The organism is Yinghuangia aomiensis (assembly GCF_039542225.1).
Taxonomy (GTDB): Bacteria; Actinomycetota; Actinomycetes; order Streptomycetales; family Streptomycetaceae; genus Yinghuangia; species Yinghuangia aomiensis.
This window is the reverse complement of the sequence record NZ_BAABHS010000006.1, coordinates 241,834-263,318: the sequence shown is the minus strand read 5'-3', so window position 1 is coordinate 263,318 and position 21,485 is coordinate 241,834. Positions and strand designations below refer to the sequence as shown.

The following is a 21,485-nucleotide window of genomic DNA, read 5'->3' as shown; positions in this document are numbered from 1 at the left end:
CGCCGAAACGGGCGACATACCGTGCCCCGGTGGCGGCACGCCATAGGCGATGCGTCACAGTGGATGCCATGGCTCCCGCACCCCGCACCTCAGGGTCCACCGCAAGCCGCGCCCCCGGCGACGCCCGGGCCCGCACCGCCGCCCGTACTCCCGGTCCCGGCGCCTTCCGCGCGGTGGCGCTGATCGCCCTCGGCATCGCCCTCTTCCTCGGCGCGCTGATGCTCGGCGACAGCCAGCAGGACCTGCACGGCAAGCACGGGGAGCACGGCGACGGCCTCAGCGGCATGGCGGGGATGGCGGCGGGCCTCGGCAAGCCCAGCGCGTCCAAGATGTTCGGCTGGTACCCGGAACCGATCTTCGTCGCCGGATCCATCGCCGCCGCCGTGCTCTATCTCGCCGCGGTGTGGCGCCTGCACGCGCGCGGTGACAAGTGGCCGATCCGCCGCACCGTCGCGTTCCTCGCCGGCATCGTGACCGTGCTGTACGCGACGTCCAGCAGCCTCGCCGCTTACGGCACCGCGCTGTTCAGCATCCACATGATCCAGCACATGATCCTGAGCATGCTGTCGCCGCTCCTGCTGCTGCTCGGCGCGCCGATCACCCTCGCGCTCCGCGCCCTGCGGCCCGCGCCGCGCGGCAAGCGCGGCCCGCGCGAACTGCTCCTCGCGCTGCTGCACAGCCGCTACGCGCAGGTGATGTCCTCGCCGTTCGTGACACTGCCGCTGTTCATCGCGAGCCTCTACGTCTTCTACTTCACGCCGATCTTCGACGCGACGATGGGCAGCATGTGGGGCCACCGCTGGATGATGGCCCACTTCCTCGCGGTCGGCCTGCTGTTCTTCTGGCCGATCATGGGCATCGACCCGGCGCCGCGGAAGCCGTCGTACGTCATCAAGATGCTGGAGCTGTTCGCCGGCATGCCGTTCCACGCGTTCTTCGGCGTCGCGGTGATGATGTCGTCGACGCTGTTCGTGGACTCGTTCGCCAAGCCCCCGGCGTCGTGGGGCGTGGACACCCTCAACGACCAGCAGGTCGGCGGCGCGATCGCGTGGGCGTTCGGCGAAGTCCCGACCGTCATCGTGCTGCTGGTGATCTTCTCGCAGTGGATGAGTTCCGAGGAACGCCTCGCCCGCCGCAAGGACCGCCAGGCCGACCGCGACGGCGACAAGGAACTCGAGGCCTACAACGCCTACCTGGCCCGCCTCGCCGCCGCCCGGGGCGCGGGCGACGCCCAGCCGGAGGGCTCGGGTACCCGGGTCAGCACGGCGTCCGCGAGCGCGGAGCCGGGAGCGGCCGACTAGCGCGGCACCGCTACACGCGGTTCAGGGCGACCGCGGCCCAGACGGCGGCCAGCCACGGGGTGACCATCGCGGGGATCGCCAGCGCCAAGTCGACCCCGCTCACCGGATACCCCAGGGCGAGCGGGAGCGACAGCGCGCCGCCCGCGGCCAGGATGGCGAACGCCGGCAAGTGCACCAGCGGGTGGAAGACCCGTGCCCGCCGCAGGAAATCGGCGGACATCACGAAGGGCACGAACAGCGCGGGGAACGCGAAGAAGCCCCAGATGAAGATCATCGGGAAGAGTGTGTCGAAGAACCCGTACGGGTTCTCCAGCACCCCCAGGTCGGGGCGGTCGGGCGCGTAGAGCAGATGCACCGTCTCGCCCGGCACGGGAGCGCCCAGCGTGTGGACGCCCTCGACGGTGACGACGCGCGGGCCGGACGTGAACGGGACGGTCACGGTGACCGTCGCGGCGTACTGCACGTGGTCGTTGATGGTGACCCCGGTGTCCCGCGGCTTCCCGACGACGCCGTCGATCCGCAGCTCGTGGTCGCCGCCGCCCGCCTCGCGCACGTCGGCGATGTGCCGGCCGTGGGCGCCGTCGGGCCCGATCGCCTGACCGAGCGCGGCACTGGGACCGAGGACTATCAGCAGCGTGATGCACAGCCGCAGGAACGCGTTGAGAAGAGGCGTTCGGGCCTTGCCGCCGTCCGGGTGGGTCAGGTCGAAACGGGACACTCCGCGCTGCCGGACACCCGCCACCGCGGCCCACGCACAGGCGAACACCAGGGCCGCAACGGCCGGATAGAGCGCCGGCGCCTTCGGCGGCAGCAGGAAGAGCGGCAGGTTGCCCACCACCACCGCACACGCCGCGCACAGGAGCGCGAGCCCCCCGAGTATTCGCGTCACGCGGGGAGACTAGGCGGTGTCCGGTGGATCTTGACAGCCCCCGGGACCGGCCGACCGCTCAGTCGTAGTGGCGGGCCTCGAGGATGTTGCCGTCCGGGTCGGCGAAGTAGAAGGTCTCCGGGGCGTGGCCGCGGGCGCCGAACGAGTCGGTGATGCCGGCCGAGGTGTCGACGCCCTCGGCGTCGAGGCGGGCCCGGAGCAGGGTGAAGTCGGCGTGCGAGACCGCGACGCAGATGTGGTTCACGCGGTGGCCGGAGGAGCCGGGCGCGTGCACCAGCTCGTCGATCCCTTCCGCCTTCGCACGGTTCATCAGGTCGATGATCGCGTGGTCCGAGACGCGGACGCTCGGGAACGGCGCCTTGCCGTCCCGGAACTCCTCGGCGCGCACACCCGCGAAGCCGACCACGCGCTCGTAGAAGTCGAGCGAACGGAGTTGGTCGCTCACCCAGATCACGATGTGGTCGATGGTCGCCTGCACGCCGTCACTCCGATTCCGCGGGGGAGTCCCGGCGGACTCCCGGGCAAAACAGCCGGGTCACGGCCGCCACGCCGCCTCCGGATCGTCGAACATGGTAGCCGGGTCGGGCAGGATCACCGCGCTCAGCGGACGGACCATCCAGTCCGGGTCGATCCGGACGCGCATGACGCGTTCCATGAGGGCCAGGCACGACGCGCCGGGCGCGGCCGCGTCCGGGCGGACGCCTTCGGCCCAACGCGGCAGCGGCACCGCGGCGCCGGCCGGTACCCGGGAGTCGTCGACCGGGTCGTAGGCGACCTGGACCCGGCCGTCCTCCGCGTACATCACCTGGTGGTCGCCGTGCATGTCCCAATAGGCGCTGAAAAAACGCCCGCCGTCGGCGGACGCTCGGCGGGCGATCTCCGGGATGCTCCCGTGATACCCGGTGTTCTCGATGGTCACCACGCACGATCCGGTCGACACGATCAGCATCGGGTGGAACGAACCTGCTTCCGGCACCGCAAGCACGTCGCCTATCTGACGGAACGTCATCACTCGCCGGGGTGCTGTGCTGCCACCGAATGCCTGTACGACGTCTTCCTCGCTCCGGCCTGCCACGACCGAAATGGTGAGGGCGACAAGAGCATCCTGTTCAGCCCACCGGTAGCGCTCGACCAGTGTGTCCAGCATCGGCCTTCTCCAGCCTGTCGTGATCGTCCCTGCCCGGTTCCAGCATGCCTGTCGGGTGCGACAGGCGGCGGAGGTTCACGCAACGCGAACATCCGCTTACCCAGTTCCTCGCCGACCTCAACGGTATTGATCGAGATATCCATATGGCGATGAGACGCGTCCCAGGCGAATGGCGTTCCCCGCGCGCGACTTGACGTAACGGAAGATCGGGACGTAAGGCAACGAACCTGGGGCGAAGGCGGCATGGTTTCGCCGACCGTCAGACATCGCTCGCGATCAGGACGCTGAGGTGGACGCGCGCCGCGTCCAAGGCCAGACCGTCCGGGCCCGGCACACGCCGCCGCAGGTCCACGATGCCCGGCCCGAGGTGGCGCGCCGCGTCGGTGCTGCCCAGGCGCAGCCACAGGGCTTGCGCGGCGTCCGCGGCCGAACACGCGCCGGGGTCGGCCGGGTCGCGGGCGTCGGCCAAGCGCTGGGCGAGGGCGGCGTACTGGCGTGCGGCGGTGGCGAACAGACCGGCGGACGCGGTCAGATGCGCGCGCACCTCGTAAGCGTTGAGCGTGTGCGGGTGCCCCGGCCCGTGTTTGGCTTCGACACCGCGCGTGAGTTCCTCGGCCAGCGTCAACGCCTCGACGTGGTTGTCGGCGGCGGTCGCGGCTTTGATCGCGGTGAGGTAGGCGCGGAATTCGGGCGGCGGGGCTTGGGGGGTGGAGCGGGCTTCCGCGTGTGCCGCGGGTGCCTGCGCGGGGGACCCGGTTTGCGCGATGGGGATCTGCGGCGGCTCGGTGGTCCCGGGGGGTTCGGCCTGTGCCGCGCGCGGCGGCTCGGATGCGTGAGTCGGGACCGGAGCGCGGGGTGCGGGGACGGGCGGGGCCGGGATGGAGGGGGGCCCGGCGGCGGCGGGGGCCGGGGCCTCCGCGGGCGCGGCCGACGGAGGGGTGGTGGAGTCGGACGGGGTGGTCGCGGACGACGCGGGCGGCTCGGCCGGCGTGCTGTCCGGTCCGGTGGCCGGGCTCCCCGGGAACGCGGGGACTTCGCCCGAGCGGTCGGCGGCGTCGTGCGGTGCCGGGGGTTCGGGTCGTTCGCGCTGTCCTTCCTGGTCGGGCGGTTCAGGGGCGGTGGGTGCCGAGGCTTCCGGTGCCTCGGTGCCGTCGGGGGTGGCCGGGGCCGTCGGGGCGCCCGGCGGCTCCCCCGCGGTCGGCGGCGGCGCCGACGTCAGCTCGTCCATGCGGGCCAAGGCGCCTTCCAACGCCCGTCCGCCGGGCCCCGGGACGCGGGTGCGCAGGGCGACCAGGCGGTGGCCCGCCGCGGTCGCCGTCGCACCGTCGGGCAAGCGCAGCCACAGCACGTGGGCGTTGTCGACCGCGGAGACCGTGTCCGGGTGCTCGGGTCCGCCGACCGTCATGCGGTCCTCGGCGATGTCGAGGTAGGCGGCGACCGCTTCGGGCAGCCGCTCGGCCTCGGCGGCCAAGTAGGCGCGGATTTCCCGCACGTTGAGGGTGTGCACGTGGCACGGGCCCAGGTCGGCGACCAGCGCCGCGATCACCGCGTCCGCGGCGCCGAGGGCTTCGGTGTAGCGGCCGTCGGCGGCGGTGTCGGCGATCTCGTCGAGTGCCTCGCGGAGTTCGGGAGGCGGGGGGAGTGCATCGTCGAGGAGGGGCTCGGCGTCGGGGGCCGCGTGGGAAACCGGGGCGGCCGAAGAGGTCGAGGCGGGCACGGTGGCCGTGGAACGGTGGGTCGTCGGAGCGGTCTCGCCGTGGGCTTCGGGTGCGGACTCGCGCGCAGGCTCCGGCGGTGCGCCGTGCGCCGGAGCGGGGCGCGCCGACGTAGGCCCGGGCGCGGCGCTCGGGCCGGAGTGCGGGCCCGGTGCGCGCGGCGGCGTCGAGTCGGGCGCCGGCGCCCACGGAGTCGCCGGTGCCGCATCGGGCGGCGGCGTCGACGCGTACGGCGGCGTTGGCGTCGGCGGTTGCGGCGGAGCCGGGATCGGTGCCGACGCGGCTGCCTCGGCGGCCCCCGCGAGTTCCGCCAGGTGCGCCGCGGCCGCTTCGCGCGAGTGCGGGCCACGGCCGAGGACGAGCCCGCGCAAGGCGACGACCGCCGGACCGAGTTCGCGTGCCGTGGCGACGTCCGCGACCTGCAGCCACAAGGTGTGCGCGGCGTCCGCGGCGGCCTGCGTGGCCGGGTGGCCCGGCCCGTGCACGCGGGCGTTGCGGCGCGCGGACTCCGTGTAGAGGCGGACGGCATGCCCGATGCGGCCGGTGCGGGCCGCGAGCCACGCCCAGGTCTGCAGCGCCTCGATGGTCTCGCGGTGCTCCGGGCCGAGGCCGTAGCGCGTCTCCATGTCGTGGGTGAGTGCCTCGGCTTCGCCGAACGCCGCGTCGAAGTTTCCCGCGGCCATCGCCGCGCGTAGTTCGGCGGCCCGGCGGAGGAACTGCGGTGCGCCCGAGGGCGCCGACGACTGCGGCGGACCGTCCGGCATGGGCTCCGCGGCGGGCGCCGGTGCGGGGGAGACAGGCCAGGTCACCCGCAGGTGAGACGTCTCCGGGGCCCGCTCGACGGGACTCGGACCGGGCTGCGGAGCGGGGCTCGGCGGGGGACTCGGAGCGGCTCCGGCGGGCGGCGCCGCGGCGAACGGCTCGCCGGTGGGCGCCGGATACTCCGCGCCGTCCCCGGACGGTGCGGGCGCGGAATCCGGCCGTGTGACGGTCACCACGTACTCGGTCGACACGTCGTCGACCGGCAGGCGGTTGGCCAGCCGCAGCGCACCGCCTTCCGGTGGCACGATTTGCACGGTCCCGTCGGGCAGTTGCGCACGGCCGAAGATCGACGGGTGCACCGCCGCCACCTCGACCTGCGCCGGGCAGCCGAGGAAGCCGCGGCGCGCGGCCACGGTCAGCGTGCGGGTGAACGCGTGCGCCGGCTCGTCGTGCGACGACGGCGGCGGCGCGACGACCGCCCACAGCGGGAGGCGCGCGGCGAGTTCCTCCGGGGCGGCGTGCACGCGGGCGCGCACGTCGTCCGAGGCGGTGAGGTCGGCGACCACGAGGGTGTCCCGCGGGTCCCGGATGCGCAGCGTTTCGGCGATCCACGCCCACGGCAGGCCGTCGTAGCGCACGCTGCCCGGGCTGGAATCACGCAGGGTGAGGTGCAGTTCGCCGCGTCGGTCCGGCATGAGGTGGCCGGTGACGTACACGACCACCGGGCCGCGGGTGACCGACGCGCGCTCCAGGTAGCCGCGCACCGTCTGCGGGCCGGAGCCCGCGGGCAGCTGCACGACGTCGGCGGGCGCGTCCGCGATGAGGATCTGCGGCGGCAGGCCGACCCAGCCGGCCAGCGCGGCCTCGGAGTCCTCGAGCGCGCGCTTCTTGCGGCGGCCGAGTCCGACACCCGCGACGAGCAGGACGAACCCGCGGCGCGCCGCGGCCGGTTCCGTTTCCGGGTACGGCGAGACCGCGTCCCGCCTGGAATTTTCGTCCCTGGACATTGCCCACCCCCGCGCGATGACGCGATTCCGGCCAGCAGCGGGAACCTACCGCACGTCCCGATGCACCCGGTATGACCCGAGGCCGGGCCACCCTTCCAACCTTCCGGTAGTGCATACGAGTTGGCCCGATACACGGCACAATGCCCTACGTCTCGCACGCATATGCGGGTCGGAGCGAAACCGAGCGCACGGAAACGCACAGGAGTGCGAATCGTCCGCCACACCAGGGGGCGCGGCTGGACACACGGGGGTGGCGTCGGGGCAGGATGACCTGACCGAACCCGGCATCGTCCGGGACCGGCGGGACGTTTTGTCGGCCGACCCGGGCACCGCCCTGCCCGGCGCGGCCGAGGGATCGGGGGCACCATGCGGCAGACGACGACAGCCGCCGGGCGTTGCTGCGCGCGTACGCGGAGCATGCCGTGAAGGCGGGCCGGGCGGTACTCGCCGTCCTGGTCGTCCCGTTGGTGTTGACTGTCGGCGGGCTGTTGGTCATCGCGGCGCTCGCGGGCGGACTTCCGTCGACGGGTGTGGCCGGTGCGGCGTACAACGCGGCCTACAACGAGGGCCAAGTCCCGGCGGCTTACCGCCAATGGGTCGCGAAAGCCGGGGCGATCTGCCCCGAAGTGACTCCGCAGCTCCTGGCCGCGCAGTTGGAGCAGGAGTCGGGGTGGAACCCGACGATCGTCAGCCCGGTCGGCGCGCAAGGCATCGCGCAGTTCATGCCGGGCACGTGGGTGTCCTGGGCGACCGACGGGGACGGTGACGGCACGGCCAGCGTGTGGAGTCCGCCCGACGCGATCATGGCGGCGGCGCGGTACGACTGCGCGATCGCCCAGCAGGTGCGCGGCTATGTGCAACGCGGCCTGGCCTCGGGCGACATCCAGGACCTGATGCTCGCCGGCTACAACGCGGGCCCGGAAGCCGTGCTCAAGTACGGCGGTATTCCGCCGTATGCCGAAACACGCGGCTACGTGACGACGATCCACCGGCTGATGACCAAGTACCAGACGGTCATCACGGACATCAAGGAAGGCACCCCGTTCGGGGCGGCGGTCGTCGCCTACGCGATGCGGTGGCGCGGCACGCCCTACTCGTGGGGCGGCGGCGATACCAACGGCCCGTCCGGGGGCTTCGGGTCGGGCGCCGGCGTGATCGGCTTCGACTGCAGCAGCCTCGTCCAGTACTCGGTCTACCAGGCGTCGGGCGGCCGGGTGGTGCTGCCGCGGGTGTCGCAGGAGCAGGTCAACGCCGGTACGGCGGTGGACCCCCGGGCGATGATTCCGGGCGATGTGATCGGCTTCGACCCGCACCACACCGGGGACTTCAGCCACATCGGCATCTACATCGGCAACGGGCAGATGGTGCATGCGCCCAAGACGGGCGACGTCGTGAAGGTGTCGAACCTGAGCGAGTCGTACTACGCGAACTCGATCTGGAAGGTCCGGAGGTACGGATGAGCGGCGGCAGCCCGCAGATGCGGGCGCAAGGCCTGCGCGGCGCGGTCGGACTGCTGGTGTTCCTGGCGTTGCTGGTCGGCGCGGCGCTGTTCGGCGGGTGCGCGCTGATCGGCAAGCAGAACCGGGCTTCCGACGCTGGGGCTTCGCCGTCCGCGTCGACGCTGCCGCCGATCGTCAGTGTGCCGCCCGCGCAGCCGATTCCGCGCGGCCCGGGCACGCCGACGCAGCCGCTGCCCAGCCTCGACGCGCAGGCGTCGGCGGACGCGACGGCGGTGTCGCAGGCGGCGCTCACCGTGCTGTTCTCGTACGACACGATGACCGACACCACAGGGCAGGACGCGGCGATCCGGGCCCAGCAGTGGATGACCGACAAGTACGCCGCCACGCAACGCGAGCACATCGTGGTCGCGCCGCCGGGGGCGGACTGGACGCTGTGGACCGGGCACAAGGCGTACACGAAGCCGACGATGACGCAGTCGAACGAAGCGGCGCCGCCGGACAGCGACGTGCTCGCGTACCGGCAGTGGACCGTCCGGTACACCCCGACGGGCCGGGACAATTGGAAGGGCACCGAGTCGCTGGTGGTGGTGTTCGTGACACTGACCCGGGCGACACCGGCGGAACCGTGGCGGATTGCCGACCTGGGCGTGCGGGCGTGACGCGGTGAGGAGCGGCGCGGAGCGCGGGGAAGGGGACGCGGTGGCGGCCGGAGGACGGGAGCAGGACGGGGACGCGGCGGATGTCGGCGCGGCGCTCCCGGTACCGGCGTGGTTGCTGGACGAGGAGCCCGAGGGCGGGGGCGCGCCGGGGGGTGACGAGGGGCGGGTTGCCGCACCGGAGGGCGCGGGGGCGGCCGACGAGGCGCGCGTGACGGGGGCTGATGCTTCGGAAAGTTCGGGTGCGGACGGCCGGGAGACGGCCCCGACCGGCAGCCGACCGCACGAGTCGCCGGCAGACGAGGGCGGCACGCGGACCGACGGAGAGTCGGACGCGGACCGGGTGGGCGCGATCGGGGGCGGCGGCGAACCGCATGCTGCCTCCGAGGCTTTGGGCGAGGGCGCCGGGCCGGGTCACGCGAGCGGGAACGCGGACAGGTCGTCGCCCGTGCCGCACACCGGCCAGCGCGACGCGCGAAGCGCCGGCGGACCGCCGCGCGCCCACACCGCGTCAGGCGTCGACGCCGGCTCGGGGGACGTGGATCCGATCGGCGGTCCGCGGCTGTCCGAAGCCCGCGTCGACGAGTCCGGTGCTGTGGGCCGCGTCGACTCGGCGCGGCCCGCGCACCCCGGGGGCGTGTTGTCGGGAGTGCCTGCGTCCGGACCGCCCGACGGGGCGTCGTGGCGTGCCCCCCATGGCGCGGCGGCCCCGCATCCGCGCAGGAGCGTCGAGGAGCCCACCGCGCCGTCGGCGGGTGGGCCCTGGGGGCCGCCGAGCGTGCCGTCGCCCCTGCGTCCGCCGGCCGATGAACCCGCCACCGCCACCGGTGCTTTCGCGCCGCCGGCCGGGCCCCGGTTCGAGGCGCCCGCGCCGCCGGAAGCCCTCCGTGCGGACACGCAAGCGTGGCCTGCGGGCGGGGTGCCGGACGCCGGGCTCTCGGCGCCGCCCGCCGCGGGCGCGTCGTCTGCCGCGGAGTCCGCGCGCCGCAGCGCCCCACCGCCGCCTCCGGACGCCTCCGTGCACTGGGACACCCCCTCGGCGCCCCCCACCCCCTCCGCCGACCTCGAACCCGACCCGTTCCCCGCGGCCGCCTACACCACCCCGCGTGGCGCCACCGAAACGGCCGAGCACGACGACGGCGGCACACGGGTCATCGGCTTCCGCGGCGACCAAGCCTGGGAGGAAGCCGGCGATCGGCCCGCGCTGTTCCGCCGTCTCGTCATCGCGGGCGTCGTCGTCGGCATCCTCGTCATCGCCTTCGTCGTCGTCGCGCTCGTCCACCGCGGCGGCAGCGGCGCCGACGACGAGCGCAGTCCCGAGCCGTCCGCGAACGCCACCACGAGCGGGGCCAAACCCGGGCCGCCGGTGCTCCCCGCCCAAGCCCCGCCGGGCTGGTCGAAGAACGCCGCGTGGATTGCCACCGTCGCCGTCCCGACCGCGAAGGCCCCGACGGTGGCGGCCAGTACCACCGCCGTGGCCGTCATCACCACGGACGGCAAGGTCGCCCTGCTCGACCCCGCCACCGGCCACGTCCGCCGCGCCTTCGACCTGCCCGCGGGCGAACACCGCGGCGTGCGGCTCGCGCTCGTCGACCGCGTCGAGTCCGTCCTCGTGCAGGCGGGCAACCAGCTCGCGTATGCCCCCGCCGACGGGTCCGCCGCGCCGACCGTCCTCGACCTGCCCGACAACGCGCAGGTCAGCTACGCGGGCGACGCGCCGCTGGTGGTCGCCGGCGCGGCCGCGTCCGTCGTCGAGGACGCCAAGCTCGTCCCCGTCGACCTCCCGCCCAACGCCACCGCCATGGCCGCCGACGGGGCCACCGTCATCGCCGCCGTCCCGGTCGGCCCGTGGTGGAGCGCCGCGCCCGGCCGCGAGCCCGTCGCGGTCACGCCTGTCCCGCCGCGCGCCGGGGCGACGATCTTCCGTATCGCCGCGGCCGGGCACAACCGTGTCGCGGTCATCTGGAACGGGCCCGACGCCGCCACGGTGACCGTCGTCCTCTACGACGCGACCTCCGGCCAATCCCTCGTCACCACCGACGCGCCGCTCGACCAAGTCCGCAAGACCGCGTGGGTCTGGGGCACCGACGGCCGTGTCGCCGCCCTCGGACCGGTCGTCTACGACCTCCAGGCGAACAAAGCGTCGGTGCGCCCCGGGTTCGGACCCGTCGTCGGGTGGGGCAAGCTCCTGTACGGCCAAAGCATTTCCGACCCGCAGACCACACTCGTCCTCGACGCGACCGACCCGGCCAAGCCGCCGACGCCGCTCGGCGCCGGCGTACCGCTCCCGTGGGGCGGTCCGACCGGGCAGTTGCTGCTCATCCTGGACAGCACGCCGACGACGACGCCGACGTTGTACGCCCTTACGCCGGCGCCGAGATAGCGCCCGAGTGGTGGGCACGGCAGCCGCAGGGAAGGAACACACGGGAGACACGCCAGACCGGGAAGCCTCGGTGGGGGAATGCACGACAAGGGGGGCCGAGATGGGCAGGGGAACGGCGGACGGCGGCCGCGAAGCGGCTTTAGCGCAAGGCGGGATGGCGGAGTCGGTGCCATGCGGGCCCGCTCGGTCGCGCGGCTGTTTGGCATTTCGTCCGGAGGCGGACGGAATGCCGTTTTCCGTCACGTATCTTGACGGAGTGTCAGGCCGATGGGCGGCGAAGGAACCCTTGGAGGAGGTGGCCGTATGAACCACGGGCTGCGACGCAAGGTGATGACCGCGGCCGTCTCGGTGTCCCTGACGGTCGCCGCGTTCTCCTCGGCCGCGGCGGCGCACGGCGCCGAACTGCCGGGCGGCGCGTCGTCGGAAGCGGGACGCGAGCCGGGCACACCCGGCTCGTCCGACGGATCTTCAGGCGGTACGCCGGGGCGTGGGCCGGTGGCGCCCGACGTGCCGTCGTTGCCCGCGGCGGGGAACGGGATGAACGCTCCGGAGCCGGACGGGCCGGGTTCCGGCCCGAAGCCGCCGGCCGGAACGTCCGAAGTTCCGCCCTCTGGGCCCACCGCCCCGTCCGGTGGCGCACCGAACCCCGGCGACGGATCCGGCGCAACCCCGGCCGGCAGCGGAAGCGCCGCACCCCTTCCGGGGAACAACGAAGCGGGCGGCAACGACCGGCCCGCGACCCCGTCGCCCGCCGGGAACACTCCGCAAGGCACCACACCGCAAGGCACCACACCGCAAGGCACGACCCAGCCGGGAACCACACTGCCGGGCACCGCGCAACCGGGCACCCCGCAACCGGGCAACGGCACACCGGTTGATGCCGTCCCCGGCAAGACGGGCCCCGGCAACACCGGAGTTGCCGACAACGGCCCCGGAATCCCCGGCCTCGGCACCATCACCGCGGGTGCAGCACCAGGCTCAGTCCCCGCCGCTCCACCCCGCATCGCCCTGGGCCCCACCGCCCCCGCCGACCAACCCCTCCCCGCCCCGGCCGCGGACTTCCCGGCCGCGGCCTCGGGGGCCGGACCGGCGGCTCCGGGAACGGTCACGCAAGCCGACTACGCACCCTCGCAGCGTCCGACCGCCTTCGGCCCGATGGCCGCCGACGATCTCCCGCTGCCCGCGCCCGCCCGGGAGTTTCCGGCCGCCGCGGTCGACAGCGCGGTGTTCCGGCAAGGCGACGCGGGGCGCAACGCGGGGCATCTGCCGCTGGGGCCGTCCGTCCCGGACGTTCCCGAGCTGCCGCCCGCGCCCCGTCCCGCGGATCCGGGCACGGTCCCGGCCAACCCCGTGGTGCCGCGCGTGGACGACGAGCAGGAGCCGCCTGCGGGGAAGACCAAGCCGGGTACCCCGGGAACACCCGCGAAGCCGTCCACGCCCCCGCGGAAGGCCCTCCCGGTGGTGGCCGTGGCCCCGGCGAAGCCGTCCGGCACGTCGAGCACCACAAGAGGCACCAAACCAGGTGCGGAAAAGCCGACGAGTCCGACCCGCACCACCGTGCCCGCGCTGGTCCCGGCCGTCCTCCCGGCGGACCTGCCCGAGGCCGCCGAACCCGTCGTCGACGTGCTTCCGGCTGCTGAGACGCGGCCGGAAGACCCCTCAACGCCCGCTCAGCCGCCGGCACGCGGCGCGGGGGTGTCCGTCCCGGAGCAGCAGCCAGGCACGCAGGCGGCGGCGCCAGCGGCGGTGGAGGAGAAGCCGCAGGCCGAACCGGCGGACGCGCCATCGGGTACGGCGGACGAACCGGTGTCCGGCCTTGTGGAGCCCGCCGCGGGATCCGGGGAGGTACAGGCGCGCGGCGCCGAAACCCCGGACCCGGAATCCGCCGGCGGCGGCACTGCGCCCGTCGACGAGCCCGTCTCCACCGGCCAAAGCACTGCGAAGGCCGACGACGGGCAGGCCGACGACGGGCCGTCCGACGTCGTGCCCACTGACGGCGGGAAGACCGGCGGCGCCAAGCCGACGGCCGCCAAGCCCTCCGTCGCTCCCGCGGCCGGGGAAACGGCGCACCTCGACACCGGCGGCGGCCCCGATGCCGCCGCGGTGCCGGCCGGGGCGGGCGACGCGCACACGCCCGACGCGGAGGCGTCCGCGGACTCGGATACCCATACCGCTCCCCATACCCCGGACCCGCTGTCCGTCACCGGAAAAGTCGGGCCCGACGACGTCAAGCTCGACCCGCGCGCGGTGCCCTAGCCGTGCCGCCGACGGGAGAAACGCAGGAAAGCGCGGGAGGAAACCCGCTTGCCGGGCAACTCCTCACGGCGTCTCGCCAGGGTCGGATCGCGCGGATTCGGCACGCTCGTCCGGCGCGCGGAAGCGGCCCCGGGCCGCCGATCCATCGGTGCCGGCAAAACGCACGGCTGCATGGCCGTACGGTGAACCGGGTCGGACAAACGGACGACGGAAGTGCCCTCGCGGCCCCGCACTTCCGCCGAGCGCTCGACGACGTCACCATGATCCACGAACGTGCCACACCGACGCAGGAGTTCGCATGACCGACCGACCGCACGCGAGGCTCAGCCGGGTCGCCGTGCTGCTCCTTGGCGTGGTGGCGGCGCTGATCCTCGGCACCGGACTGGCCGCGGCGGACACGCCGTCGCCCACGCCTTCGCCGAGCGGGAGTTCGTCGGGGACTCCCACGCCCGGCGGCACCACCTCGCCCGGTGCCGGCGGTGGCGGCGGCGGTACGAACTTCTGCGACCAATTGCCCAGTCCCGCCCGCGAGCAGTGCAACCAGCAGAACGGCGCCAACCCCCTCGGGTTCGCCTCCGACCCGCTCGGGTCGATCGCCAAGGCCACCGCCGAAGCCGCCGTGTGGTTCATCGGCAAGCTCGCCAAGGCCATCAACGCCACCACCGGGGTCGACTTCACCAATCCGAACTTCGTGAAGCAGTACGCCGTCGTCTTCGCGGCGTCGGCCTTCATGACCCTGATCGTGTGGATGGTGGCGGTCACCAAGCGTGCGGTGCGCGGTATCCCGCTGGGCACGGCGATCGGCGAAGCGGTGGGCTACCTGTGGCTGGCCGTGATGGCGTCGGCCTTCACCCCGCTGGCCTTGCATCTGTCGGTATCGATGGTGGACTCCATCACGGCCGCCATCGCGAGCGGCACCAAACAGGACACCGACCAGTTCCTGGACGGCTTTTCCAAGGGCCTCGACCCCAACTCGCTGGGCGGCGGGCCGGTCACGCTGATCTTCGTGTCGATGTTCGCGATCCTCGCCGCGATGATCCTGTGGATCGAACTGCTGGTGCGCGCCGCGCTGCTCTACGTCGGGGCGATCCTCGGCACCGTCGTCTATGCGGGCATCGTCGACCGCGACCTGTGGGGCCATGTGCGCCGTTGGGCCGGGATGATGGTGGCGATCCTGCTCGCCAAGCCGATCATCGTGATCGTGCTCGGGCTGGCGATGGCGGCCAGTGCGGGCGGCGGTTCGGGCGGCGACGCCCTCGGGGGGGTGCTGACCGGGCTGGCGATCATGTTCCTGGCGATCTTCGCGTCGGTCATGGTGTACCGGTTCGTGCCCGCGCTCGGCGACGACGTCTCGGCCTTGCGGGCCGGACGTATGCAGATGCAGAGCAGCACGAAGACGGCACTGACCGGGGGGCCCGCGTCGTACGTGCGGGCCGGCATGGGCGTCCACGCGGGCCGCGCGGGCACCGCTCCGGCGGCCGCGGCGTCGACGGGGACCGTAGGTCCCGGGGGCGGCGGTGGCGGAACGGCCGGCGGCGTCTCGGGCGGCATTGCGGCGCACGGCGGGGACGGCGGCGGCCGGGGCGGCGAGGCACCCGCGCTGCGTTCCCCGAAGTGGCTGTCGGACGGCGGCCAACCGCCGTCGGCGCCCCGCGCGATGCCGATTCCGGCGGATCCGACGCCCGCGCCGCGGACGCCGGGTCCGCGGCGCCGCGAAGACTGACGCCGCACCGGAAAGGCCCACCCACCCTGCGTGCGTCGGCGGGCGGAGTCCTAGGCTCCGCTCGTCGACGATCGGCGATCATGCAGGGGCGGGAATCCGGTGGGGCTATGGGCGTGATCAAGGGGATCAACCTCGGGGTGATCTTCCTGATGGAACTGGCGGTCCTGGCTGCCGCCGGGCTGTGGGGCTTCACCTTCCGGCCGCAGCTGATATGGCGCTTGCTGCTCGGCCTCGGAGGGCCCGCGGTGCTGATCGTGCTGTGGGGGATGTTCGGGGCGCCTACCGCGTCCCACAAGCTGCACGGCGCCGCACGCGTGGTGTTCGAGCTGGGGTGGTTCGGCACCGGAGTGGTCGCGTTGGCGGCGGCGGGCTACCTGACACGGGCCGTGATATTCGCGGTCATCGGGATCGTGAGCAAGACACTTGCGGTGGTGTGGCACCAGTAGGCCGCCCGCTGTGAGCGCGTACCCCGCCTGTTCGCACGCCGATCGCACCCGCCCGAGTGTCGCCGTGTTGTGCCAGGATCTGACCCGTTCGGCGCTCCGGGCGTTCGAATGCGGAGTCCCCGAAACGCGAAGGCCGAGGATCACCTCCCGTGCATGAACTCGTCACCGCCCTGCGGCTCGCCGGTCCCGACGTCCGCGCCGCGCTCGTCGAGCGCTTCCGCACGCAGATCACCACGACGGTGACCGAGTACGCGAAGCTCCCCGAGCACGCCATCGCGAAGATCCTCGCCGACGGAGACTTCGACGCCGCGGGTTACCTCGCCGAGGGCGGCCCGTTCGAAGACGACCTCATGCTGCGCGCCGCGCGTCTCGGCGACCCGCGGGTCGCCCTGGCACTCCTCGGCCGGCGGGGCGGCATATCCGAGGCCCTTCTGCGGGAGATACGCACCCACATCACCGACCCCGAAGACCCGGCCTGGCACGTCGAACGCGGCTTCGTCCACACACTTCGCGCGCACGCGGCCGCCGACCCGCTCGCCGCCGCCGCTTGGCCGTTCCCCAAGCTGGTGTTCGACGTGGCGTCCGATCTCTGCAAGGACCTGCCGTACGCCGTCGCGATCGACCTCTGCGTCGCCGTCGCGGACCGCGGCGACCGCGAAATGCTGCGGCGCCTCGCGCTCCGCGACCTGGTGCACACGGGACTCAACGACCTGGTGATGGCCGCTGCCGATGCCCCGTCGCCGTCCGCCTACCTCGCCGACCTCCGGCCGCCGGAGGAATGGATCGACGCCGCCGCGGTCCGCGCCATCGCGGCGGTCCGCCGGCACGACGGCAAGCCGTCGCAGGACACGGAACTGCCGCCGCTCGACTGGGACCTGGTCCGCCGTGAACACGAACGCCGCCCGTTCGACCGGGACAGCCTCCCGTGGCTCACCCGCTGGCCGGACTGCCCCGACGACCTCGTGGCCGCCGCGCTGTCCGCACACCTCGTCAACACCGTGGAGTACGCCGCACGGCTGCCGTTCGACATCGTCGAGAACCCCCGGCTGGCCGACTGGAACTACCACTTCCGCGACGTCGTCCGCCGCGGCGTCACCGCGGGATGGCTGTCCCTGGACCGGCTGCTGACCGAAGCCGTTCCCGCGGGCCGCATCGCCGGGGCACTGCCGTACGAGGCCGACGAGGTCGGCACCACGCTGGCGAAGGCCCTCGCACCGCTGGGCACCGACCCGGTGAACTGGCTGACGCTGTACTCGCGGCTGCCGCGTTTCGAAGGAACGATCGCGGCGCTCGTCGACGAGGTCGCGTCCGGCGCGGGCAAGCGCGCGACCAAGTTCCCGCGCCCGCTCCCCGCCGCGATGCCCGCGACGCCGCCGGAGAACACCCGCGAGACCTTCCTGGGCATCCTGCGCGCCATGCCGGACGAGGTCACCATCGCGCTCGCGCCGTACCTCGACGCGCGGAGCGTCCAGCACATCCTCGTCTACCGCGAACCCTCGGACACGGTGCGCGACGCGCTCGTCGCCGCCCACGGCTCGGTCGCGCTGGCCGGATTCGCCGCGCACGCGCTGGAGCGCGACCGCGTCGAATGGCTGATGGCCCACGACGACCCGGCCACCGACGCCTCACTGTTCGCCCACGCGCCACTGACCGACGCCGACCGCGTCCGCATGCTCGCCGGGATCCGCACCGACGGCAGCCGCGGCCCGGTGCCCCAGGAACTCCTCGACGTCCTCGGGGAAGTCAACCTCGGCCACTACCGCGACCGAGTCACGGCCGGCCTGACCTCCGGCGACCTCGGTGTCGCCCGGGTGGTCGCCGGGCGGCTGCGGCTCGCCACCGAAGGCGGCCGGATGCGCCTTCTCGTCTCCGTATGGGAGCGGAACGGGCCGGAAGCCGTCCGCGAGATCCTCGGCATGGACCGTTTCCCGGCGAGCACCGTGAAGGCCGTCGAAGCGGCACTCGCCCAGCCCGACGGCATCGACCGGCTGCGCGCCCGCATGGCGGCGGACGACATGCCGGAGGAGTTCCTGAAGCGCCTCCGCAAGAAGTCCTTGTACGCCCACGATCGCCTCCGCAAGCTCGTCGGCGAAGGCCGCGACGTGCCGTGGGACGCCGCCGTCGCCGCGGCGGACGCCGACACACTCGACCGCGACGTCGTCGACGCGCTCGTCGACCGCCCGGAACTCCCGGCCGAGTTCGCCTACGCCGCACTGCGCTGGGCAGCCCGCAACGGCGACCTGCGCTCCGCCGACTGGCGCGAACATCTCCTGCTCCGCGGCCTGACCCCGGAGGACCTGCTCCGCCACGCGCCGCAGCCCGCGCGCTACCTGAAGGTGGTCGCCTTCGACCGGCGCCACCAGAACCGCCGCCGCGGGCGCTGGGCCGAACCCTGCGAGGCCGCACGGGCGTTGGTCGACGAACATCTGGGCACCAACCCGGACGCGTGGACGGTGGCACTGCACTTGCTGCCGGACTTCACCGGGACGCTGCCGGAACTCCTGGCGACGGCACGGGCGGCGGCGGGGTAGGCCGTACCCCGTGCCGCTGTGGTTCCACGGGGACGGGACCGCGCCCTGGCTGTACAGCCGGTCGGCCAACCCGACCGGCCGCGACCTGCGCGCCGTGCCCCGGGCGACGCCTACGGCTACTTCCGCGTGCTGCCGCGGAGCATCCAGGTGTGGCGCGGCATACCGGAACTCGCGGGCCGGTGGGTGATGCGCGACGGCGCGTGGGCGGACTGACGGGGCGGTCGGTTCATGCGGGCAGTGCGCTTTCCGGAAGATTGCCGAGCCAGTCGATCAGCAGGCGGTTGACCTCGTCCGGGCGTTCCTGCTGGATCCAGTGGCCGCAGCCGTCGAGCAGGTGGCAGCCCATGAGGCCGGGCAGGGTCTTCGGGTACGCGTCGATGGCGTCGGCGAGCCACATCGTGGAGGCGTCCAGGCGTCCCCCGGCGAACAGCGAAGGCTGGGTGATCGGGGCGCCGTCGACGACCGCGAGATCGGCCCAGTCGCGGTCCATGCTGCGGTAGCGGTTGAGCGCTCCGGTGACGCCGGTGCGGGCGAACTCCGCGGCGTAGAAGTCCAGATCGGCTTCGGAGAGCCAGCCCGGCAGGACGTCGGCGGGGAAGCGCTCGCGGAGCGTGCCGCCCCGGGTGACGAAGTGGGGGTCGGGGGCGTCGGGGCCGGGCATCGTGTCGGCGGACAAGGCGGCGTAGAAGCCCGCGAGCCAGCCGCGGATGTCGGGCTCGATCTCCGCCTCGGCGCGACCCGGCTCCTGGAAGTAGGAGACGTAGAACTCCTCGTCGCCGCCCATGCCGGCGAAGACGTCGCTCGGCCGGGGCCCGCCGCGCGGCGTGTACGGGACGCTGAGCATGCCGACGGCGCGGAAGACCTCGGGCCGGAGCAGCGCGGAGTTCGCGGCGATGCCCGCACCCCAGTCGTGGCCGACGACCACCGCCGATTCGGCGCCGAGCGCGCGGACGACGGCGACGTTGTCCTCGACGAGTTCGACCATGCGGTAGGCCTCGGGGGCGGTGGGGACCGAGGAGTGGCCGTAGCCGCGGACGTCGACGGCGGCCGCGCGGTACCCGGCCGCGGCCAGTGCCGGGAGCTGGCGCCGCCACGAGTACCAGGACTCCGGGAAGCCGTGCACCAGGAGGACCAGCGGCCCGGCGCCCTGTTCCGCGACGTGGATGTGGCCGGCCGGGGTCGGGACCGACCGGTGCTGGATCTCCGCGGGCACTGCGTCACCTCCGGGTCGTGCGGCCGCCTCGGGGGGATTCGCCCGATTCGCGACGCCGCACAACCGATCATGGACGGCTCCGTGAGCACGCGCAAGGAGCCTTGCCGAATCGGCAAGGCTCCTCGGGGTGGTGCGCCGGTGCGGTCAGCGGGTTTGCGGGCGGCGGAAGATCAGCACCGCCGTCGCCAGCAGCAGCACCGCGCACGCGGCCTGCTCGCCGACCATCCAGGCCGGCAGCGGGAGGAAGAACAGCACCCCGGTGAACGCGACGAGCAGCACCGCGACGATGATCCGCAGGCGCAGCGCGGCACGCGCGTCGCCCTTCGCGGCACGGGTGGCGAACAGGAGCGTCAGCATCGACGTCCCCGCGACGATCACGCCGCGGACCCAGGCCTCCGGCGTGGCCTGCCCGGGGTCCGCACCGGCCAGCACGGCGAGCGCGACGACGGTGAGCATGCTGAGCATGGCGTACGTACCGATCAGGCGGCGGATCGCCGGGGTGGTGGTCATGACACTGCCTCCTTGGCGGTGGCCCGGTCGAAGAGCCGGACGGCTTCGGCGATGTGGTGGTCGATGTCCAGGCCGGGATTCGCGGTGAAGTGGAACGACGCGCCGTCGATGACGGCACGGATCGCGAGCGCGACGATCTCCGGGTCGAAGTCGCCGAACTCGCCGTCCTTTTGCCCCGCCGCCAGGATCCTGACCAGCCCCGGTACGGCGGTGTCGTCCTCGACGCGGCGCCCGGAGTTCTCGACGATCCGGTGCACGGCGCTGACGTGCCGGGCGTGCTCCGCGATGAACCGCAGGTTCGACTCGATGTACACGTGCAGCCGCTCGCGGTGGCCCTCGGCGGCGAGGATCCGGGCGGTCATGTACTCGGTGCCGGCGTCGAACAGCCCGGCGACCACGGCTTCGTACACGGCCTGCTTGGAGCCGAAGTGGTAGAGCACCGTGCCTTTGGTCGTCCCGGCCTCGCCCGCGATGGCCTCCAGCGAGGCCGCGGGGAACCCGTCCCGGTCCAGCACCGCCACCGCCGCCGCGACGACGTCCTCACGCCGCGCCCGACGGGTTCTGCTGAGCTGTCGACCGGCATTTTCTGACCACATGGTCAAATCATAGACCGGGCGGTCAGAATTTCAAGAGGTGCCGGCAGTCGGATGCAGTGGGAATCGGCGCGGCTGCCACGATGGGGTCCATGTCCGAAGACGTCGGCCCCCTGGACGTCGCCTGGCCGCTCGCCCTGCCCGACGCCGTCGCGTGGCTGCGGGAACTCTGCGACGACGACGGCGTGACCGGCTTCCTGGCGCCGCCGATGCCCGACGCGGCGTGGGTGCTCAACGCGATGTACGAGCACGAGCGCGGCCCCGGCACGGTGTCGTACGACGAGTGCGAGCAGACGGCACTGGCCGACGGCACGATGCGGCCGCAGATGATCGGCGACGTCGACTTCACCGCGGTCGGCGTCGCCACCGGCGGCAGCCTCGGCCGTGCCGGCCACCCGGGCCCGGGTTGGCGGCGGCTGCGCTGGGCGGAACTCGCCCGGAGGATCGGCGATCCGGTGGTCCCCGGCGGAATGCTGCCCTGCCACCGGTGCTTCCCGTCCGTGAAGAACAACGGCAGTTGGCCGGTCGGCATCATCCCGCCCACCGAGGGCAGCCCGGACCGCGAGACCTGGCTGAGGCTGATCGATGTGCTCGCCGCGTACAGCCCGGCAGGCCGGGACACTCGCTGCTCGGCCTTCTACAACCCGCTCGTCTGCCAGGACTTCGACAACGTCCACGTCCGCACCGGACGTCTGCGGGACGCCGCAGCCCTCTATGACGACAGCGAAGCCGACTTCAGCGCGTCCAACCTCTGGCCCGAAGACCGCTCCTGGCTCCTGTGCACGGACTACGACCTGTGGGGCACCAAGGTCGTCGGCCCGCCCACACTGATCGAGGCATTGCTGACCGACGACGAACTGGAGGCCCTGCGCCTGCCGTAACGATCACGCGCC

The 21,485-nt window shown here is 73.4% G+C and carries 17 protein-coding genes; 10 read left to right on the top strand and 7 right to left on the bottom strand.

Going from position 1 to position 21,485, the window contains the following annotated elements; all coding sequences use genetic code 11:
* Positions 1-284 precede the first annotated feature (284 nt).
* On the top strand, positions 285-1,301 hold the full coding sequence (locus tag ABEA93_RS10610; protein WP_425584901.1) for a cytochrome c oxidase assembly protein: 1,017 nt from the start codon (positions 285-287) through the stop codon (positions 1,299-1,301).
* A gap of 10 nt (positions 1,302-1,311) precedes the next feature.
* Here the strand turns inward: ABEA93_RS10610 and ABEA93_RS10605 are convergent, their stop codons facing one another.
* The 4 genes from ABEA93_RS10605 to ABEA93_RS10590 form a co-directional block, all read right to left on the bottom strand.
* Positions 1,312-2,190, bottom strand: a complete 879-nt coding sequence (locus ABEA93_RS10605; RefSeq protein ID WP_345675138.1) for a hypothetical protein — start codon at positions 2,188-2,190, stop codon at positions 1,312-1,314.
* Between the two features lie 58 nt (positions 2,191-2,248).
* On the bottom strand, positions 2,249-2,668 hold the full coding sequence (locus ABEA93_RS10600) for a VOC family protein (RefSeq protein WP_345675137.1): 420 nt from the start codon (positions 2,666-2,668) through the stop codon (positions 2,249-2,251).
* A 57-nt stretch (positions 2,669-2,725) separates the two neighbouring features.
* Positions 2,726-3,337, bottom strand: coding sequence for a hypothetical protein (locus tag ABEA93_RS10595; RefSeq protein ID WP_345675136.1), 612 nt, complete (start codon positions 3,335-3,337; stop codon positions 2,726-2,728).
* 259 nt (positions 3,338-3,596) lie between these two features.
* Positions 3,597-6,821, bottom strand: a complete 3,225-nt coding sequence (locus ABEA93_RS10590) for a hypothetical protein (protein WP_345675135.1) — start codon at positions 6,819-6,821, stop codon at positions 3,597-3,599.
* A gap of 422 nt (positions 6,822-7,243) precedes the next feature.
* Between ABEA93_RS10590 and ABEA93_RS10585 the strand changes: the two genes are divergently transcribed.
* The 8 genes from ABEA93_RS10585 (at position 7,244) to ABEA93_RS10550 (ending at position 18,489) form a co-directional block, all read left to right on the top strand.
* Positions 7,244-8,281, top strand: coding sequence for a C40 family peptidase (locus ABEA93_RS10585; RefSeq protein WP_345675134.1), 1,038 nt, complete (start codon positions 7,244-7,246; stop codon positions 8,279-8,281).
* Positions 8,278-8,940 (top strand): hypothetical protein, encoded by a 663-nt coding sequence (locus tag ABEA93_RS10580; RefSeq protein ID WP_345675133.1) that lies wholly within the window; start codon positions 8,278-8,280, stop codon positions 8,938-8,940. Before ABEA93_RS10585 ends, ABEA93_RS10580 begins: the two co-directional genes overlap by 4 nt.
* Positions 8,941-9,955: 1,015 nt before the next feature.
* The gene (locus ABEA93_RS10575) at positions 9,956-11,320 is read left to right on the top strand and encodes a hypothetical protein (protein ID WP_345675132.1); all 1,365 of its coding nucleotides are present in this window, start codon (positions 9,956-9,958) and stop codon (positions 11,318-11,320) included.
* Between the two features lie 303 nt (positions 11,321-11,623).
* Entirely contained in the window at positions 11,624-13,576 is a 1,953-nt protein-coding gene (locus tag ABEA93_RS10570) for a hypothetical protein (RefSeq protein WP_345675131.1), read from the top strand.
* A 298-nt stretch (positions 13,577-13,874) separates the two neighbouring features.
* Positions 13,875-15,299 (top strand): hypothetical protein, encoded by a 1,425-nt coding sequence (locus ABEA93_RS10565; protein WP_345675130.1) that lies wholly within the window; start codon positions 13,875-13,877, stop codon positions 15,297-15,299.
* A gap of 107 nt (positions 15,300-15,406) precedes the next feature.
* Positions 15,407-15,745, top strand: a complete 339-nt coding sequence (locus tag ABEA93_RS10560; RefSeq protein ID WP_345675129.1) for a YrdB family protein — start codon at positions 15,407-15,409, stop codon at positions 15,743-15,745.
* A gap of 149 nt (positions 15,746-15,894) precedes the next feature.
* Positions 15,895-18,276 (top strand): hypothetical protein, encoded by a 2,382-nt coding sequence (locus tag ABEA93_RS10555; protein ID WP_345675128.1) that lies wholly within the window; start codon positions 15,895-15,897, stop codon positions 18,274-18,276.
* Between the two features lie 18 nt (positions 18,277-18,294).
* Positions 18,295-18,489 (top strand): hypothetical protein, encoded by a 195-nt coding sequence (locus ABEA93_RS10550; RefSeq protein ID WP_345675127.1) that lies wholly within the window; start codon positions 18,295-18,297, stop codon positions 18,487-18,489.
* A gap of 13 nt (positions 18,490-18,502) precedes the next feature.
* Here the strand turns inward: ABEA93_RS10550 and ABEA93_RS10545 are convergent, their stop codons facing one another.
* The 3 genes from ABEA93_RS10545 to ABEA93_RS10535 all read right to left on the bottom strand — a co-directional run bounded on the left by ABEA93_RS10545 (position 18,503) and on the right by ABEA93_RS10535 (position 20,595).
* On the bottom strand, positions 18,503-19,489 hold the full coding sequence (locus tag ABEA93_RS10545; RefSeq protein WP_345675126.1) for an alpha/beta hydrolase: 987 nt from the start codon (positions 19,487-19,489) through the stop codon (positions 18,503-18,505).
* A 144-nt stretch (positions 19,490-19,633) separates the two neighbouring features.
* Positions 19,634-19,999, bottom strand: a complete 366-nt coding sequence (locus ABEA93_RS10540) for a hypothetical protein (RefSeq protein ID WP_345675125.1) — start codon at positions 19,997-19,999, stop codon at positions 19,634-19,636.
* A complete protein-coding gene (locus tag ABEA93_RS10535) occupies positions 19,996-20,595 on the bottom strand; it encodes a TetR/AcrR family transcriptional regulator (RefSeq protein ID WP_345675124.1) in 600 nt (199 codons plus the stop codon). Before ABEA93_RS10535 ends, ABEA93_RS10540 begins: the two co-directional genes overlap by 4 nt.
* A gap of 89 nt (positions 20,596-20,684) precedes the next feature.
* Here ABEA93_RS10535 and ABEA93_RS10530 point away from each other — a divergent pair, with 89 nt between their 5' ends.
* A complete protein-coding gene (locus tag ABEA93_RS10530) occupies positions 20,685-21,473 on the top strand; it encodes a hypothetical protein (protein WP_345675123.1) in 789 nt (262 codons plus the stop codon).
* The last annotated feature ends 12 nt before the right edge of the window (positions 21,474-21,485 follow it).

Bases quoted from the DNA above. Each gene is read 5' to 3' on its own strand.
- ABEA93_RS10560 (WP_345675129.1), top strand. From the start codon at position 15,407: ATGGGCGTGATCAAGGGGATCAACCTCGGGGTGATCTTCCTGATGGAA.
- ABEA93_RS10535 (WP_345675124.1), bottom strand. From the start codon at position 20,595: ATGTGGTCAGAAAATGCCGGTCGACAGCTCAGCAGAACCCGTCGGGCG.
- ABEA93_RS10610 (WP_425584901.1), top strand. From the start codon at position 285: ATGGCGGGGATGGCGGCGGGCCTCGGCAAGCCCAGCGCGTCCAAGATG.
- ABEA93_RS10580 (WP_345675133.1), top strand. From the start codon at position 8,278: ATGAGCGGCGGCAGCCCGCAGATGCGGGCGCAAGGCCTGCGCGGCGCG.
- ABEA93_RS10540 (WP_345675125.1), bottom strand. From the start codon at position 19,999: ATGACCACCACCCCGGCGATCCGCCGCCTGATCGGTACGTACGCCATG.
- ABEA93_RS10570 (WP_345675131.1), top strand. From the start codon at position 11,624: ATGAACCACGGGCTGCGACGCAAGGTGATGACCGCGGCCGTCTCGGTG.
- ABEA93_RS10565 (WP_345675130.1), top strand. From the start codon at position 13,875: ATGACCGACCGACCGCACGCGAGGCTCAGCCGGGTCGCCGTGCTGCTC.
- ABEA93_RS10530 (WP_345675123.1), top strand. From the start codon at position 20,685: ATGTCCGAAGACGTCGGCCCCCTGGACGTCGCCTGGCCGCTCGCCCTG.
- ABEA93_RS10590 (WP_345675135.1), bottom strand. From the start codon at position 6,821: ATGTCCAGGGACGAAAATTCCAGGCGGGACGCGGTCTCGCCGTACCCG.
- ABEA93_RS10595 (WP_345675136.1), bottom strand. From the start codon at position 3,337: ATGCTGGACACACTGGTCGAGCGCTACCGGTGGGCTGAACAGGATGCT.